The organism is Streptomyces sp. NBC_00234 (genome assembly GCF_036195325.1).
Classification (GTDB): domain Bacteria; phylum Actinomycetota; class Actinomycetes; order Streptomycetales; family Streptomycetaceae; genus Streptomyces.
In genome coordinates this window covers 1,078,204-1,094,155 of sequence record NZ_CP108101.1, presented here as the reverse complement: position 1 = coordinate 1,094,155, position 15,952 = coordinate 1,078,204, and the positions used below count along the sequence as shown (strand labels likewise).

14 protein-coding genes are annotated in these 15,952 nt (G+C 71.0%); 5 read left to right on the top strand and 9 right to left on the bottom strand.

Features of this window, described 5'->3' with window-relative positions:
• Positions 1 to 86: 86 nt before the first annotated feature.
• Entirely contained in the window at positions 87 to 632 is a 546-nt protein-coding gene (def, locus tag OG230_RS04515) for a peptide deformylase (RefSeq protein ID WP_328908819.1), read from the top strand.
• 6 nt (positions 633 to 638) lie between these two features.
• Here def and OG230_RS04510 read toward each other — a convergent pair whose 3' ends face one another.
• Complete coding sequence (locus tag OG230_RS04510; protein ID WP_328908818.1) at positions 639 to 1,289, bottom strand: TetR family transcriptional regulator; 651 nt, start codon at positions 1,287 to 1,289, stop codon at positions 639 to 641.
• Positions 1,290 to 1,462: 173 nt separating this feature from the next.
• Here OG230_RS04510 and OG230_RS04505 point away from each other — a divergent pair, with 173 nt between their 5' ends.
• Positions 1,463 to 2,692: an acyl-CoA dehydrogenase family protein gene (locus OG230_RS04505; protein ID WP_328908817.1), complete on the top strand. Its 1,230-nt coding sequence runs from the start codon at positions 1,463 to 1,465 to the stop codon at positions 2,690 to 2,692.
• A 95-nt stretch (positions 2,693 to 2,787) separates the two neighbouring features.
• Here OG230_RS04505 and OG230_RS04500 read toward each other — a convergent pair whose 3' ends face one another.
• The 3 genes from OG230_RS04500 to OG230_RS04490 are packed head-to-tail and all read right to left on the bottom strand — an operon-like array spanning position 2,788 to position 4,475.
• The gene (locus tag OG230_RS04500) at positions 2,788 to 3,276 is read right to left on the bottom strand and encodes a glutathione peroxidase (protein WP_328908816.1); all 489 of its coding nucleotides are present in this window, start codon (positions 3,274 to 3,276) and stop codon (positions 2,788 to 2,790) included.
• 33 nt (positions 3,277 to 3,309) lie between these two features.
• Positions 3,310 to 3,855: a GNAT family N-acetyltransferase gene (locus OG230_RS04495; RefSeq protein WP_328908815.1), complete on the bottom strand. Its 546-nt coding sequence runs from the start codon at positions 3,853 to 3,855 to the stop codon at positions 3,310 to 3,312.
• 38 nt (positions 3,856 to 3,893) lie between these two features.
• Entirely contained in the window at positions 3,894 to 4,475 is a 582-nt protein-coding gene (locus OG230_RS04490; RefSeq protein WP_328908814.1) for a helix-turn-helix domain-containing protein, read from the bottom strand.
• A gap of 94 nt (positions 4,476 to 4,569) precedes the next feature.
• Between OG230_RS04490 and OG230_RS04485 the strand changes: the two genes are divergently transcribed.
• Positions 4,570 to 4,788 (top strand): DUF6011 domain-containing protein, encoded by a 219-nt coding sequence (locus OG230_RS04485; protein ID WP_328908813.1) that lies wholly within the window; start codon positions 4,570 to 4,572, stop codon positions 4,786 to 4,788.
• Positions 4,789 to 4,845: 57 nt separating this feature from the next.
• On the opposite strand, the gene OG230_RS04480 is transcribed toward OG230_RS04485, so the two are convergent.
• Together OG230_RS04480 and OG230_RS04475 are read right to left on the bottom strand one after the other, a co-directional pair.
• Positions 4,846 to 5,718 (bottom strand): acyl-CoA thioesterase, encoded by an 873-nt coding sequence (locus tag OG230_RS04480; protein ID WP_328908812.1) that lies wholly within the window; start codon positions 5,716 to 5,718, stop codon positions 4,846 to 4,848.
• Between the two features lie 34 nt (positions 5,719 to 5,752).
• Positions 5,753 to 8,266, bottom strand: coding sequence for a DEAD/DEAH box helicase (locus OG230_RS04475; RefSeq protein WP_328908811.1), 2,514 nt, complete (start codon positions 8,264 to 8,266; stop codon positions 5,753 to 5,755).
• 138 nt (positions 8,267 to 8,404) lie between these two features.
• Here OG230_RS04475 and OG230_RS04470 point away from each other — a divergent pair, with 138 nt between their 5' ends.
• Complete coding sequence (locus tag OG230_RS04470) at positions 8,405 to 9,196, top strand: metal-dependent hydrolase (RefSeq protein WP_328908810.1); 792 nt, start codon at positions 8,405 to 8,407, stop codon at positions 9,194 to 9,196.
• Between the two features lie 69 nt (positions 9,197 to 9,265).
• Positions 9,266 to 10,801, top strand: coding sequence for an ATP-dependent DNA ligase (locus tag OG230_RS04465; RefSeq protein WP_328908809.1), 1,536 nt, complete (start codon positions 9,266 to 9,268; stop codon positions 10,799 to 10,801).
• Positions 10,802 to 10,838: 37 nt separating this feature from the next.
• On the opposite strand, the gene OG230_RS04460 is transcribed toward OG230_RS04465, so the two are convergent.
• From OG230_RS04460 to OG230_RS04450, 3 genes are all read right to left on the bottom strand, one after another.
• Positions 10,839 to 12,200, bottom strand: coding sequence for an NAD(P)/FAD-dependent oxidoreductase (locus tag OG230_RS04460; protein ID WP_328908808.1), 1,362 nt, complete (start codon positions 12,198 to 12,200; stop codon positions 10,839 to 10,841).
• 127 nt (positions 12,201 to 12,327) lie between these two features.
• Entirely contained in the window at positions 12,328 to 14,136 is a 1,809-nt protein-coding gene (locus tag OG230_RS04455; RefSeq protein ID WP_328908807.1) for an ABC transporter ATP-binding protein, read from the bottom strand.
• Positions 14,133 to 15,893 (bottom strand): ABC transporter transmembrane domain-containing protein, encoded by a 1,761-nt coding sequence (locus OG230_RS04450; protein ID WP_443051494.1) that lies wholly within the window; start codon positions 15,891 to 15,893, stop codon positions 14,133 to 14,135. Before OG230_RS04450 ends, OG230_RS04455 begins: the two co-directional genes overlap by 4 nt.
• Between the last annotated feature and the right edge of the window lie 59 nt (positions 15,894 to 15,952).

Here is a 15,952-nt window from a genome sequence, read left to right as displayed (position 1 = left end):
CGCCCAGCCTATCGATGTCCGGTGCCACGACCGCACCGCGGCACCACGGGAAGGCGCGGGCCGCGGTGGAACGTACGCTTGCCGCCATGCGAAACCGCCCGATCCCCGGTAGTTCCGGACTCATTCGCGCCATGAGTCTGTACGGAGACCCCGTCCTCCACAGCCCCTGCGAGGACGTCACCGACTTCGGTCCGGCCCTGGCCCGACTGGTCGAGGACATGTTCGCCACGATGTACGCGGCACAGGGTGTCGGGCTCGCCGCCAATCAGATCGGCGTTCCGCTGAAGGTGTTCGTGTACGACTGTCCGGATGACGATGATGTTCGTCACCTGGGGCATCTGGTGAATCCGAAACTGGTCGAGGTGGACGGCATCACCGTACGCGGACCGGAGGGGTGCCTTTCACTTCCGGGTCTGGAGGCCGGCACCGATCGCTTCGACCACGCCGTCGTCGAAGGAACCGACATGGACGGCGCACCCCTGCGGGTCACCGGTACCGGCTGGTTCGCCCGGTGCCTCCAGCACGAGTGCGATCACCTCGGAGGGACCGTCTACACGGACCGGCTCACCGGGCTGCGCCGCACCAGGGCGGTCCGTGCCGCCCGGCGGGCGCCGTGGGGGCCCATCGGCTGAGCGCGGTCAGAAGACCGGTCCGCCGGGCCGGTCGCCGGCCTCGGCGAGCCTGCCCCAGAGCAGATCGGCGAGGCTGCGCACCAACTGATCGCGCGAGCAGGGGCGGTCGCCCAGCCACCAGTCGCCCGCCGCGTGCATCATCCCGACGATTCCGTGACCCCAGATCCGGGCCATCTGGTCGTTGTCCGGACCGAGGTCGACCCTTTCGGCGATCACCTTGCCCAGCTCCTCGCCGAGCCGGCGCAGCAGCGGGGCGGAGTGCCTGCCGACGTCGAAGCCCTGCTCGGGCGAGGGGGCGGCGTCGTCGGAGGGGTGCATCAGGAAGCGATAGACCTGGGGGCGTGCCTCGATCGCCGCGAGATAGGTGTCGAGTGTCGCCTCGACCCGCTCGCGGCGGTCGGCGGGCGCGTCGAGGGCCGCACGCAGGGCGCTGAGCAGGGCGTCTGTGTGGCGCTTGGCGAGCGCGCGGTAGAGGCCGCCCTTGTCGCCGAAGTGCCGGTAGAGGATGGGTTTGGTGATCCCGGCCTCCGCGGCGATCGCGTTCATCGACGCCTTGGGCCCGTCCCTGAGCACCACCCGGTCCGCGGCCTCGAGCAGCTCGCGGCGACGGCGCTCGGCCGCGCTCCGCTGACGCTCGGCCTGTCGTGTGGTCTCCATGTCGTGTCTCCCCACCCCTGGCCATGCCTTTTCTTCACGCCTGCGCAACGTAACACCATGCCCAGCGGTGACGCGGATCGGACTCCTGGTGGTTGACAGTGCCTACTTGTCGGTAACAGACTGTAGTTACCGCAAGTAACGTATCAATTTTACGGCAGTGCATGGAGGGGAACATGGCCGAGTTCACGCTCGATCTCAACGAGGACCAGAAGCAGGTCCGTGACTGGCTCCACGGCTTCGCGGCGGATGTCATCCGGCCGGCCGCTTCGGAGTGGGACGAGCGCGAGGAGACTCCCTGGCCCGTCATCCAGGAGGCCGCCAAGGTCGGCATCTACTCCCTCGACTTCTACGCCCAGCAGTTCTTCGACCCCACGGGCCTCGGCATCCCGATGGCCATGGAGGAGCTCTTCTGGGGCGACGCGGGTATCGCCCTCTCCATCGTCGGTACGGGCCTGGCGGCCGTGGGCGTCCTCGCCAACGGCACCGAGGAGCAGATCGGCACCTGGATTCCGCAGATGTACGGCGACGCGAACGACGTGAAGGTCGCCGCCTTCTGTTCGTCCGAGCCGGACGCGGGTTCCGACGTGGGCGCGATGCGAACCCGCGCGGTCTACGACGAGGCCAAGGACGAATGGGTCCTCAACGGTACGAAGACCTGGGCGACCAACGGCGGAATCGCCAATGTCCACGTCGTCGTCGCGGTCGTCGACCCGGAGCTCGGCTCCAAGGGCCACGCCTCCTTCATCGTGCCGCCGGCCACCGCGGGTCTCTCCCAGGGCCAGAAGTTCAAGAAGCACGGCATCCGCGCCTCGCACACCGCCGAGGTCGTCCTGGAGGACGTGCGGGTGCCGGGCAGCTGCCTGCTGGGCGGCAAGGAGAAGCTGGACGAGCGCATGGCGCGGGCCCGCGAGAGGGCCAGGTCCGGTGGCGGCGAGCGCGTCAAGAACGCCGCGATGGCCACCTTCGAGGCATCCCGCCCCGCCGTCGGTGCCATGGCCGTCGGTACCGCCCGCGCCGCGTACGAGGTCGCGCTCGACTACGCGAAGACCCGTACGCAGTTCGGCCGTCCGATCATCGACAACCAGGGCGTCGCCTTCCAGCTCGCCGACATGCGTACGCAGATCGACGCGGCCCGGCTGCTGGTCTGGCGCGCCTCCTGGATGGCGACCGCGGGCAAGCCGTTCACCTCGGCGGAGGGCTCCATGTCGAAGCTCTACGCGAGCGAGACGGCCAAGAAGGTCACCGGCCAGGCCATCCAGATCCTCGGCGGCAACGGCTTCACCCGTGAGTACCCGGTGGAGCGGATGCACCGCGACGCCGCGATCTACACCATCTTCGAGGGCACCAGCGAGATCCAGCGCCTCGTGATCGCGCGCACGCTGTCGGGCATGCCGATCCGCTAGCGCGGTGACCGCAAGGCCACCGGGCCGTCCGGTCGCCGCCGTGGGGCCCCAGGTGCCGGACGGGCTTGATTCCCGAGCCCGTCCGGCCCCGTACGTCAGGCCGGCAGCTGGGCCTCGATGGCCGCGATGACCTCGGTGTCCTCCGGCTCGGTGCGGGGGCGGATGCGGGCGACCGGCTCGCCCGTCGCGGAGATCAGGAACTTCTCGAAGTTCCACTGGACGTCACCGGCCGAGCCGTCGGCGTCCGCGAGTTTCGTCAGCTCCGTGTACAGCGGGTGCCGGCCGTCACCGTTGACGTCGAGCTTCTCCAGGAGCGGGAAGCTGACGCCGTACGTGGCCGAGCAGAAGCTCTGGATCTCCTCGGCGCTGCCCGGCTCCTGGCCCGCGAACTGGTTGCAGGGAACACCGAGGACGGTGAAACCGCGGTCGCCGTACTGCTTCTGGAGCCGCTCCAGGCCCTCGTACTGCGGGGTCAGTCCGCACTTGGAGGCCACGTTGACCACCAGGAGCACCTTGCCCCGGTGGGCGCCGAGCGTGGTCGGCTCGCCGGTGAGAGTGTGGAGCGGGATGTCGTACAGCGTCATGGAACTACTCCTCGGTCGGATGGTGTCCGGTCTTCATTGTGCTTCCCCGGACGCGGCGGGCGCGCACGGTGTCCTGTAGTAGAAGGTGGTCGGCCTGAGCTCGCCGGCCGGGTTGCCCGCGTAGTCCGGGATGGACCCGGACTCCGTCCAGCCCGCCGAGCGGTAGAGGCGTTCGGCGGGGCTGCCCGACTCGGTGTCCAGGATCAGCAGGGTGATGCCGGCCCCGACGGCGGCCTCTTCGGCGGCGGCGAGCAGGCGGCGGCCGAGGCCCTGCCCCTGGGCCGAGGGCCGGACCATCAGCTTCGCCACCTCCGCGCGGTGGCGGGCGTTCGGCAGGGACGCGCGGATCAGGCCGATGGTGCCCACGACCCGTTCCCCGTCACGGGCGAGCCACACCATGTGGTGGCCCGCCTCGACGTGTGCGGCCCGCTCGCGCCACCACGAGGCGGCCTCGGCGCGGTCGAGCGGAGCGAGGAAGCCCACCGAGGACCCGCCGTTGACCGTATCCACCAGGAGGGCAGCCAACTCATCGGCGTACGTGACCAGTTCGGGTCCGGTGACGGGGGCGATCTCGGTCATGTCGCAGGTGCCTTTCTGAGGGGCGGGAGGGTACGGGGTCAGGGGAGGACGATCAGCAGGGCGTAGCGGACCGGGCCGGGACCCGGGCAGTGGAAGCGTGAGGGGCCCCGGAGCCGGAACCGCAGGCAGTCGCCGGTGCGCACCGTGTGGACGGTCCCCTGCACGGTGATCTCCAGTGCGCCTTCCAGGACCCAGAGGTGCTGTTCGAGCCCGGCCACGGGCGGGTCCTCGTAGGAGACGACGGCGCCCGCGTCGAGCCGGCCCTCGATCACCTCGCCCCGCAGCCCGGCGTGCGGCGGGGAGACGGAGCGGCGGACGAAGCCCGAGGTCTCGTCCCGCCACACGGGCTGCCGCTCGGCGGGCACCAGCATGGGAGGTTCGGCCTCCACCTCCATCAGGAGGCGCGACATGGTCCGCTCGTACACGGCGCACAGCCGCCCGAGCAGCGCGGCGGTCGGGCTCAGCTCGCCGCGCTCCAGACGCGACAGCGTCGAGCGGCTCACCCCGCTCCGCCGGGACAGCTCGTCGAGCGACCAGCCGTGCTCGGTACGCAGCTCGCCCAGCCGGGCGGCCAGCCGGGCATCGACCGAGCCGGGCTCCAGGGCCTCTGCCTCTCTCATATCAGAGAGGATATCCCTGATCAGGGATTCGGTGAAAGAGGGGGGTGCGCCTGTGCACGGGCGCACCGCGGTCCGCCCCTGAGATGATCGGGCCGTGCCTTCTCCCGAACCGGATTCCGAGCCCCTCCCCGACACCGGCGTACCCGAGGGCCGCCGCCCGGTGCGCTGCCGGATGTGCGGACGGCCGCTCACCGGTACGGCGTCCCGCCGTACCGGCCTCGGCCCCGCCTGCGACGCCAAACTGCACCCCGCCGCACCGGACATCCGCACCCGCCGCCACGAGGTCGACCAGGACACGCTGCCGGGCATCTGAGCCCGGCAGCGGCCGTACCGAACGGGGGCTCCAGGGCCTCTCGTCCGGCCTGATCCACTAGGCGTCGAGCCGTCGGAACAACCCCTCCTGCACCACCGACACCAGCAGCTGACCCTGGCGGTCGTAGATACGGCCACGGGCCAGCCCGCGCCCGCCCGTGGCGATCGGCGACTCCTGGTCGTACAGGAACCACTCGTCCGCCCGGAACGGCCGGTGGAACCACATCGCGTGGTCCAGCGACGCCATGTCGAAACCACGCGGCCCCCACAGGGGCTCCACCGGAATCCGGACCGCGTCGAGCAGCGTCATGTCGCTCGCGTACGTCAGCGCGCAGGTGTGGACCAGCGGGTCGTCGCCCAGCGGACCGACCGCGCGCATCCACACGGCGCTGCGCGGATCGGCGTCCTTGATCTCCTCGTGCGTCCAGCGCAGCCGGTCGACGTACCGGATGTCGAAGGGCTGGCGCCTGGCCATCCGCTCCAGCGCCTCGGGCAGGGCGCCCAGGTGCTCACGCACCTCGTCGGCGACGGTCGGCAGATCGTCGGGGTCGGGAACCTCGCGGGCGGGCGGCAGCTGGTGTTCGAAGCTGCCTTCCTCCGGACGGTGGAAGGACGCCGTCAGATTGAAGATCGTCCGGCCCTCCTGCACCGCCGTGACCCGGCGGGTGGTGAAGGACCGGCCGTCACGCACCCGCTCGACCTCGTAGACGATCGGCACGCCGGGGCGCCCCGGCCGCAGGAAGTAGGCGTGCAGCGAGTGGACCGGGCGGTCGCCGTCGGTCGTGCGGCCCGCCGCCACCAGCGCCTGCCCGGCGACCTGGCCGCCGAAGACCCGCTGAAGGGACTCCTGCGGACTGCGGCCACGGAAGATGTTGACCTCGATCCGCTCCAGGTCGAGAAGGTCGACCAGACGCTCGGCGGGGTTCGTCATACGGTTCTTCTCCACTCTCGAAGCCGGTTCCTCGTCACAACTGACCCACCGAGGTGACCCGGACGACCGCCCGGCCCTCCTCGTCGGACGCGGCCAAGTCGACCTCGGCGCTGATGCCCCAGTCGTGGTCCCCAGCCGGGTCGGCGAAAGCCTGCCAGACCCGCCACAGACCGTGCTCCCGGTCCTCGTCGATCTTCAGCAGCTTCGGCCCGCGGGCGTCGGGGCCGGTTCCCAGGTCCTCGTGCGCGTCCCAGTACCCGTCCATCGCCTCGCCCCAGGCGTCCTCGTCCCAGCCCGACTCGCCGTCCATCTCGCCCAGTTCGCGGACGCGGTCCAGCGCCGCCAGCTCCACCCGGCGGAACATCGCGTTGCGGACCAGGACCCGGAAGGCGCGCGCGTTCGACGTGACGGGCTTGACCTCGTCCGCCCGCTCCTGTGCCTGCTCGGCGGTCTCCACCTCCGGGTTGGCGAGCTGCTCCCACTCGTCCAGGAGGCTGGAGTCCACCTGCCGGACCATCTCGCCGAGCCAGGCGATCAGGTCCTCCAGGTCCTCGGACTTCAGGTCGTCCGGGATGGTGTGCTCAAGAGCCTTGTACGCGCCCGCGAGATAGCGCAGGACGATGCCCTCCGTACGTGCCAGCTCGTAGTTCGAGGTGAACTCCGTGAAGGTCATGGCCCGTTCGTACATGTCCCGGATCACCGACTTCGGCGACACCGGGTGGTCCCCGACCCACGGGTGGCTCTTGCGGTACACGTCGTACGCGTGCCACAGCAGCTCGCTCAGCGGCTTCGGATACGTGACGTCCTGGAGCAGCTCCATGCGCTCCTCGTACTCGACCCCGTCCGCCTTCATCCGGCCGACCGCCTCGCCCCGCGCCTTGTTCTGCTGGGCGGCGAGGATCTGCCGGGGGTCGTCCAGGGTGGACTCGACGACGGAGACCATGTCCAGGGCGTACGAAGGGGATTCGACGTCCAGCAGATCGAACGAGGCCAGCGCGAAGGTGGACAGCGGCTGGTTGAGCGCGAAGTCCTGCTGGAGGTCGACGGTGAGCCGGACGATCCGGCCCTCGGCGTCCGGCGTGTCCAGCTGCTCCACCACACCGCCGTCGAGCAGCGAGCGGTAGATGGCGATGGCCCGCCTGATGTGACGGAGCTGCGCCTTGCGCGGCTCGTGGTTGTCCTCCAGCAGATGCCGCATCGCCTCGAAGGCGTTGCCGGGGCGCGCGATCACGGAGAGCAGCATCGTGTGCGTGACCCGGAAGCGGGAGGTCAGCGGCTCCGGATCGGACTGGATCAGCTTGTCGAAGGTGGTCTCCGACCAGGCGACGAAGCCCTCGGGGGCCTTCTTGCGGACCACCTTGCGCTTCTTCTTCGGGTCGTCGCCCGCCTTCTTGACGGCCTTCTCGTTCTCGATGACGTGCTCGGGCGCCTGGGCGACGACGAAGCCCGCCGTGTCGAACCCGGCCCGCCCGGCGCGGCCGGCGATCTGGTGGAACTCCCGGGCGCGCAGCGTACGGACCCGGGTGCCGTCGTACTTGGTGAGTGCGGTGAACAGCACCGTGCGGATGGGGACGTTGACGCCGACACCGAGGGTGTCCGTACCGCAGATCACCTTCAGCAGACCCGCCTGGGCGAGCTTCTCCACCAGCCGCCGGTACTTGGGGAGCATCCCGGCGTGGTGGACCCCGATGCCGTGGCGGACGTAACGCGAGAGGTTCTGCCCGAACTTGGTGGTGAAGCGGAAGTTGCCGATCAGGTCGGCGATCTTCTCCTTCTCCTCCTTCGTGCACATGTTGATGCTCATGAGCGACTGAGCCCGCTCGACGGCCGCGGCCTGGGTGAAGTGCACGATGTAGACGGGCGACTGCCGGGTGTCCAGCAGTTCGGTGAGCGTCTCGGTGATCGGCGTCAGGCGGTACTCGTAACTGAGCGGGACCGGCCGGGTCGCCGAGCGCACCACCGAGGTGGGCCGGCCGGTGCGGCGCGTGAGGTCCTTCTCGAACATCGCGACGTCGCCGAGCGTCGCCGACATCAGGACGAACTGGGCCTGCGGCAGTTCCAGGATCGGGATCTGCCAGGCCCAGCCGCGGTCCTGCTCCGCGTAGAAGTGGAACTCGTCCATCACGACCTGGCCGATGTCGGCGTACTTGCCGTCGCGCAGGGCGATCGAGGCCAGCACCTCGGCGGTGCAGCAGATGACCGGGGCGTCGGCGTTGACCGAGGCGTCGCCGGTGAGCATGCCGACGTTCTCCGTGCCGAAGAGCTTGCACAGGTCGAAGAACTTCTCCGAGACCAGCGCCTTGATCGGCGCGGTGTAGAAGGTGACCTTGTCCTGGGCCAGCGCCGTGAAGTGCGCACCGGCGGCGACCAGGCTCTTCCCCGAGCCCGTGGGCGTCGAAAGGATCACGTTCGCCCCGGAGACGACCTCGATCAGCGCCTCTTCCTGAGCCGGATAGAGGGTGATGCCCTGAGTCTCGGTCCAGGTCGAGAATGCCTCGAAGAGGGCGTCCGGGTCGGCGGTCGGGGGAAGCTGATCGATAAGGGTCACACCCCCATCTTGCCTGTCTTCCGACCGGATGAGGGAACCGGCGGACCAGCCGAAGATCACGGACGATACGCTTCCCACTCAACTCGGCCGTGCCGCACGGGCCATGGCCACGCACGATCTACGGGGGCGGGAACGACCATGATGGGACCGGCGCACTCTCTGTCAGGGGCAGCGGCCTGGCTGGGGGTGGGCGCTGCGGCTGCCGCCGCCGGTCATCCGATGCCCTGGCCCGTGCTCGTCGTGGGCGGGCTGATCTGCGCGGGTGCCGCGCTCGCCCCCGACCTCGACCACAAGTCGGCGACCATCTCGCGGGCCTTCGGCCCGGTCTCCAAGGGCCTGTGCGAGATCGTCGACAAGCTCTCGTACGCCGTCTACAAGGCGACCCGAGGACCCGGCGACCCGCGCAGGAGCGGAGGCCACCGGACCCTGACCCACACCTGGCTGTGGGCCGTCCTGATCGGTGCGGGCGCCTCGGTCGCGGCGGTCACCGGCGGCCGGTGGGCGGTCCTGGCGATTCTCTTCGTCCACCTGGTGCTCGCCGTCGAAGGACTGCTGTGGCGGGCCGCCCGGATGTCCAGCGACGTCCTGGTCTGGCTGCTCGGAGCGACCAGCGCCTGGATCCTGGCCGGTGTCCTGGACAAGGCGGGCAACGGTTCCGACTGGCTGTTCACCGCCCCGGGCCAGGAGTACCTCTGGCTCGGGCTGCCCATCGTGCTGGGAGCGCTGGTCCATGACATCGGCGACGCGCTCACCGTCTCGGGCTGCCCGATCCTGTGGCCGATCCCGCTGGGGCGCAAGCGCTGGTACCCGATCGGGCCGCCGAAGGCGATGCGCTTCCGGGCCGGCAGCTGGGTGGAGCTCAAGGTGCTGATGCCGGTCTTCATGGTGCTCGGGGGAGTGGGCGGCGCCGCCGCCCTCAACGTCATCTGACGGTTTCACCGCTCCCCGCCGCCCTCGTCTCCCCGGGCGGTGCGCGGGGAGCCGTAGCACCATGACTGCATGCTGCTAGCCCGGCTCGCCCGTGTGTCCCTGGATGTCGCCGCGACGTCGGCACGGTCCCGGAAGGTCGCCCTGCTGGCCGACCTGTTCCGGGACACCGCGCCGGACGACGTGCCGATCGTCATCCCCTATCTCTCCGGCCGCCTTCCACAGGGACGGCTCGGCATCGGCTGGAGCACGCTGGGCGACCCGGTGGCGCCCGCCGTCGAGCCGACCCTCACGGTCGCCGAGGTGGACGCGGAACTGACGGGCATCGGAGCGCTCGCCGGCCCCGGTTCCCAGGCAAGCCGTCGCGCCCGCCTGCAGCGGCTCCTCGGCCACGCCACCGCCGATGAGCAGCACTTCCTGCGCGCGCTGCTCACCGGCGAGGTACGCCAGGGCGCCCTGGACGCCGTCGCCGCCGACGCCCTCGCCCGGGCCGCCGGGGCGCCGCCCGAGGACGTACGACGGGCCGTGATGCTCGCCGGTTCGCTGCAAGCGGTCGCCCGGGACCTGCTGGAGCGGGGGCCGGAGGCGCTCGGCGCGTTCCGGCTCACCGTGGGACGCCCCGTTTTCCCGATGCTCGCGCACACCGCCCGGTCGGTCGCCGAGGCGATCGACAAGCTCGGCCCCTGTGTCGTCGAGGAGAAACTGGACGGCATCCGTGTCCAGGCGCACAGGGACGGCGACAGCGTCCGTCTCTGGACCAGGACGCTCGACGACGTCACCGAGCGCCTTCCGGACATCGCCGAAGCCCTACGCGCCTTTCCCGGTGAACGGTTCATCCTCGACGGCGAGGTGATCGCGCTCGGCGCCGACGGCCGCCCCCGTCCGTTCCAGGAGACCGCGGCCCGGGTGGGCTCCCGGCGCGATGTGGCCGGTGCGGCGGCCACCGTCCCCGTCGTGCCCGTCTTCTTCGACGCGCTGTCCGTCGAGGGCCGGGACCTGCTCGACCTGCCCTTCACCGAACGGCACGCGGCGCTGGCCGGGCTGGTCCCCGAGCGGATGCGGGTGCGCCGGGTCCTCGTGTCCGAGCCGGCCGGAGCGTCGCCGCGGGAGGCAGCCGACGCGTTCTTCGCCGCCACGCTGGCCCGGGGGCACGAGGGAGTGGTGGTCAAGAGTCTCGACGCGCCCTACAGCGCGGGCCGGCGCGGCGCGTCCTGGCTGAAGGTCAAGCCGGTGCACACCCTGGACCTCGTGGTGCTCGCGGCCGAATGGGGGCATGGGCGGCGCACCGGGAAGCTGTCCAACCTGCATCTCGGTGCGCGGCGGCCCGACGGCTCGTACGCCATGCTCGGCAAGACCTTCAAGGGGCTCACCGACACCGTGCTCGCCTGGCAGACCGAACGGCTGGGCGAACTCTCCACCGGCGACGACGGGCACGTGGTGACCGTGCGTCCGGAACTCGTCGTCGAGATCGCCTACGACGGCCTCCAGCGCTCCACCCGCTACCCGGCCGGAGTCACTCTGCGGTTCGCGCGGGTGGTGCGCTACCGGGAGGACAAGCGGCCGGAGGAGGCGGACACGGTCGAAACGGTTCTCTCCCGGCAGACCTGAAACGGCCGGGTCCGCCGGGTGGCTCCGCCGGGACCGGTCAGTGGCGGATCACCGTCGCGGCGGTGTGCGCGCGGACCTGCTCCGGAGTGAGATAGGAGTCCGTGTACTCGAAGTCCCGCAGGGTCGCCGGACTGCGCAGCTGGAAACCGGTCCGTACGAAGTCGTCACCGGCGATCGCGTTCAGCATCCAGTTCGTCAGGACCCGGGTCTTGGCGACGTTCGTCCGTAGCGCCGACCAGTGATAGCCGCGGGCCACGGCCTGGGCCGGGAGGCCCTTCAGCTCGATGCCGAGCGGCTTCGACACGGCGTCCCGGCCGCCCAGGTCGACCACCAGACCGAGGTCCTTGTGCTCGTACGGCATCAGCGGCATGCCGCGCAGCGTGGCGATCAGGTTGTCCGCGAGCGTGCGGCCCTGGCGCATGGCGTGCTGGGCGGTGGGCGGGCAGACGGCTCCGTCGCCCTTCGCCAGATCGGGCACGGCCGCGGCGTCGCCGAGCGCGAACACGCCGTCCGAACCGCGCAGCGAGAGCTCGGGCGTCACCGCGAGGCGTCCGCGTACCGTCTCCGCGCCGAGCGTCGCGATCAGCGGGCTGGCGGCGACACCGGCCGTCCAGATCAGGGTGCGGCAGGGCAGGACCCGGCCGTCGGTGAAGGTCACCGTCTCCGCGGTCGCCTCGGCGATCGAGACACCGAGCGAGACCTCGATCCCGCGCTTGCGCAGGATCTCCATGGCGTCCGTGCCGAGCTTTTCCCCGAGTTCGGGCATGAGCCTCGGGGCGATGTCGATCAGATGCCACTTGATGAGCTTCGGGTCGAGCCTCGGGTAGTGCTTGAGGGCGCTGCTGGTGAGCCGTTGCAGACAGGCCGCGGTCTCGGTGCCCGCGTATCCGCCGCCGACCACGACGAACTGGAGCCGCGAGGCCCGCTCCTCCTCGTCCTGACTGGCGTCGGCGAGGTCGAGCTGCGCGATCACGTGGTCCCGGATGTAGGCGGCCTCGGCGAGGGTCTTCATCCCCCGGGCGTGGTCCACCAGACCGGGGATGTCGAAGGTCCGGGTGACGCTGCCGGCGGCCAGCACGATGTAGTCGTACGGCTCGTTCACGATCTCGTCGGTGATCTTGCGGACGACGCAGACCTTCGCGTCGGTATCCACTCCAATGGCCCCGCCCGGCACGATCCGGGTGCGGTGGCGCTTGCTTCGGCGCAGCGAGACGGCGACCGACTGGGGCGTGAGTACACCAGCGGCGACCTGCGGCAGGAGCGGCAGATACAGCTGGTACGAGAACGGTGTGACGAGCGTGATCTCGGCTTCGCCGGGGACGAGCCTGCGCTCCAGCCGGCGTACGCACTCGACCCCGGCAAAGCCGGCGCCGACAACGAGAATCCTGGGTCGTGCCACGGTGTGCGTCCCTTCTCGGGCTTACGCGGTCCTGTCCTCGCCTGCCCCTGATTCCGGGTGAGTCACTCCTCATCCTTACCGGCCGCATCGGAGTTCGCCTCCTGACGGCACCCCGGCGGGACACGGCTCAGGAGGAGGGACGCCCCTCGCCGTGGCCCTCTTCGTGCTTCTCGTCGTGCCTCTCGTCGTGCCCATCGCCGTGCCACGAGTGCCAGAGTGCGGCGTAGGCCCCGCCGGCCGCTACGAGATCGTCGTGGGTGCCGAGTTCGGTGAGGCGGCCGTCCTCCATCACGGCCACCCGGTCGGCGTCGTGGGCCGTCTGCAACCGGTGCGCGATGGCGACGACGGTCCGGCCTTCGAGGACGGCGGCCAGCGCCCGTTCCGTGTGCCGGGCGGTCCTCGGATCCAGGAGTGCGGTGGCCTCGTCGAGGATCAGCGTGTGCGGGTCGGCCAGCACCACGCGCGCCAGCGCGAGCTGCTGTGCCTGAGCCCCGTCCGGCCGGTGCCCTCCGTGCCCCAGATCCGTGTCCAGGCCGTCCGGCAGCTCGTCGGCCCACTCGGCGCCGACCGCGAGGAGAGCCGCGCGCAGCTCGGCGTCCGTGGCGCGAGCGGAGGCGATCTGCAGGTTGTCCCGGACCGTGCCCAGGAACACGTGGTGCTCCTGGGTGACGAGGACGACGTGCCGGCGCAGTTGGTCCGGGTCCAGGCCGGCGACCGGGACCTTTCCCACCGTCACCGAGCCGGTGTGCGGAGTGTCCGTGCCGGCCAGCAGTCTGCCGAGGGTGGTCTTGCCCGCGCCGGAGGGACCGACGATCACCAGGCGCTCGCCGGGCCGGACCGACAGGTCGACACCGTGCAGGACGTCGCCCCCGTCGTCGTAGGCGTAGCGCACACCGGCCACGTCGATCCGGTCGTCGGCCGGTGCGGGGGACGCGGCCGGAGGTGCCTGTGCGGCCAGGCCGATGCCCTCGACCCTGGCGAAGGAGGCGCTGCTGCTCTGCACCTGCTCCAGCTGCTGAAGGATGGTGTCCAGGGGCTGGGAGAGCTGCCGCAGATACAGGGCCGAGGCGACGACCGCGCCGAGGCTCATCGTGCCGTGGTCGAGCAGCACGCCGCCGATCAGCAGGACACCGACCACGGGAATGACGTACGAGATGTCCACGGCCGGGAAGAGCACGCTGCGGAGGAACAGGGTGCGGGTCCGGGTGCTGCGGCACGTTTCGATGTCCTCCTGGCAGGCCGCGATGCGGCGTTGCTGCAGTCCGAGGGCTTCGATGGTGCGGGCGCCGGCGGCGGTGGCCGCGAGCTGCTCCGCGAGAGCCGAGTTGGCGGCCCCCTCGGCGAGGTAGGCGGTGAGCGCCCGGCGCAGATACCAGCGGGCGGCGAACCAGATGCCGAGCAGCCCCAGCACCCCGCACGCACCGAGCAGCGGGTCGAGCACGAAGACCGCGCCGAGGATGAACAGCGCCTGGACTCCGGCGATGAGGACCTCGGGTCCGGCATCCCGGAGCGTGGCGCCGACCGCGGCCACATCGGTGGTGCCCCGGGTCATCAGGTCGCCGGTTCCGGCCCGCTCGGCCACCGCGGCGGGCAGCGCCAGCGCCCGTTCGGCGAACTGCTCGCGAATACGTGCCAGGGTCCGCTCGCCGAAGCGGTGTCCGACGTAGCCGGCGTAACGGGCCAGGAGGAGCTGCGCCAGCGCGAAGACGAGCATGGTGAGCGCGAGGCGGTCCACCGAGGCCACCGCGCCCCCGGACCTGACCTCGTCGATGATGCGGCCGAGCAGCCACGGGCCGGCGAGTCCGGCAGTGGCGGCCAGCGCGTTCAGGCCGATCATGACGGCGAAGGCGCGACCGTCCAGCCGGATCAGCCGGAGCGCCGCACGGCGTACCTCGGACGGTCCGGCGATGGGCAGGGACCGTGAGCGGGCAGTCATCGTACGGCCTCCCGGAGCGGCGGGACGGTTCCGTCGTCCGCAGGGTCGTCGTCCTCGTCGTCCAGGCCGCGTGACACCAGGAGCCGGTAGCCGGGCTGCCGCTCCAGGAGTTCGCGATGGCTGCCGGTGTCCGCGACGGAACCGTCGACCAGGTAGGTCACGGTGTCCGCCTGATCCAGGAGGAGCGGCGATGTGCTGGTGACGAGCGTGGTGCGGCCGGTCCGCGCGGCGCGCAGCCGGGTCGCGACGGCCGCCTCGGTGTGCGCGTCGACCGCCGAGGTGGGCTCGACCGCGAGGAGCACCTCGGGATCGGCGAGCAGGGCCCGGACCAGGCGGATGCGCTGGCGCTGACCTCCGGAGAGGTTCCGCCCCTGCGCGTCGACGCGCGAGTCGAGTCCGTCCGGCAGGCCGCGGACGACGTCCTGCGCCATGCCCGCGTGCAGAGCGCGGGCGATGGCGTCCGCGTCCCGGTCCCGGGTGCCGCAGATCACCTCGCGCAGCGGGCCGGCGAACAGGTCGGCCTCGTTGTCCGCGACGAGGATCCGTCGGCGAATCTGGGTCAGGTCGATGTCGGCGAGGCGTATCGCGCCCCAGGTCGCGGCCGACGCGGTGAACCGGCCGAGGCGGTCGACCACCGCCGCGGAATCGGACGGCCGGGCGCTGACCAACGCGGTCAGTCTGCCGGGCTCCACTTCGACGCCCGATGCCGGATCACGAAGCGTGGACGGCGACTCCGGCCCGTCCGAATGCGCGTCCGTGCCGCCGGAATCGGGTTCCAGGACCAGGAAACGTACGACCCTGCGGGCCGCGACGAGACCGCGGCTGAGGAGGTAGCCGCTCTCGATGAAGAACGCGACCGGCACCACGAGCACCGCGGCGTACCCGTAGACCGCGACCAACTCGCCGACGGTGATCGCTCCTTGAGCGGCCATCCGGGCCGCCAGCCAGGTCACCGTCCCGAGGAACAGGGTGGGAAGCCCGACACCGAGAGCCTGGATCCAGCTCGTTACCGTGCCGACGCGGTACCCCTCCGCTTGTACGGTCCGCGAGCCGTGCCGGTAGCGCTCGGCGTACACCTCCTTGCCGCCGATGCCGTTGAGGACGCGCAGGCCCCCGACGATGTCCGCGAACCGGGCGGCGAGCACGCCCTGATGCTCCCGGTACGTCGTCTCGACGCCCTGCAGTCGCCCGAGCAGCGGGCCGACCAGCACCGCGAGAAGGGGGACGCCGAGCAGCACCACCGCGGCGAGGAGGGGGGAGACGGTCAGCAGCAGCACGGCCACGACGACATAGGCGAGGACCGCGCCGACACCGGGGCCGGTGACGGTCAGCGTGCCGGCGATCACGCCGACGTCACGGAACCCGATCGTGACGACCTCCCCGGCCGTGGCCCGGCGCGGCAGCGCCCCGCCCAGCCTGGTCGCCTGCCCGACCACCACCTGCACCGAACGGAAGGCGGCATCCATCCGCACCCTGGTCATCGTGCGGTGCCGCATGATGGCCAGCCACGCGTTCAGCACGCCCACACCGAACAGCGCCGCGACCCAGCCGGCCAGAGCGGGCCAATGCCCGGGTTCCAGCCCGTCGTCGATGGCGCGTGACAGCAGGTACGGCGGGAGTGTCAGGCAGACCATCCAGGCGCTGCCGAGCAGCGCACCGGCGGCGACCCGTCGGCGTTGACTGGTCACCAGCCACCACAGATACCGCGCGGCGCTGCGACAGTCCGGAGTACCCGCAGTCACGTTCGAATCCTTCACCTGCCACACCCTAATGAGCGTGGCTCGGCACGTTCGCTTCGCCCGGGAGTCCGGTGACC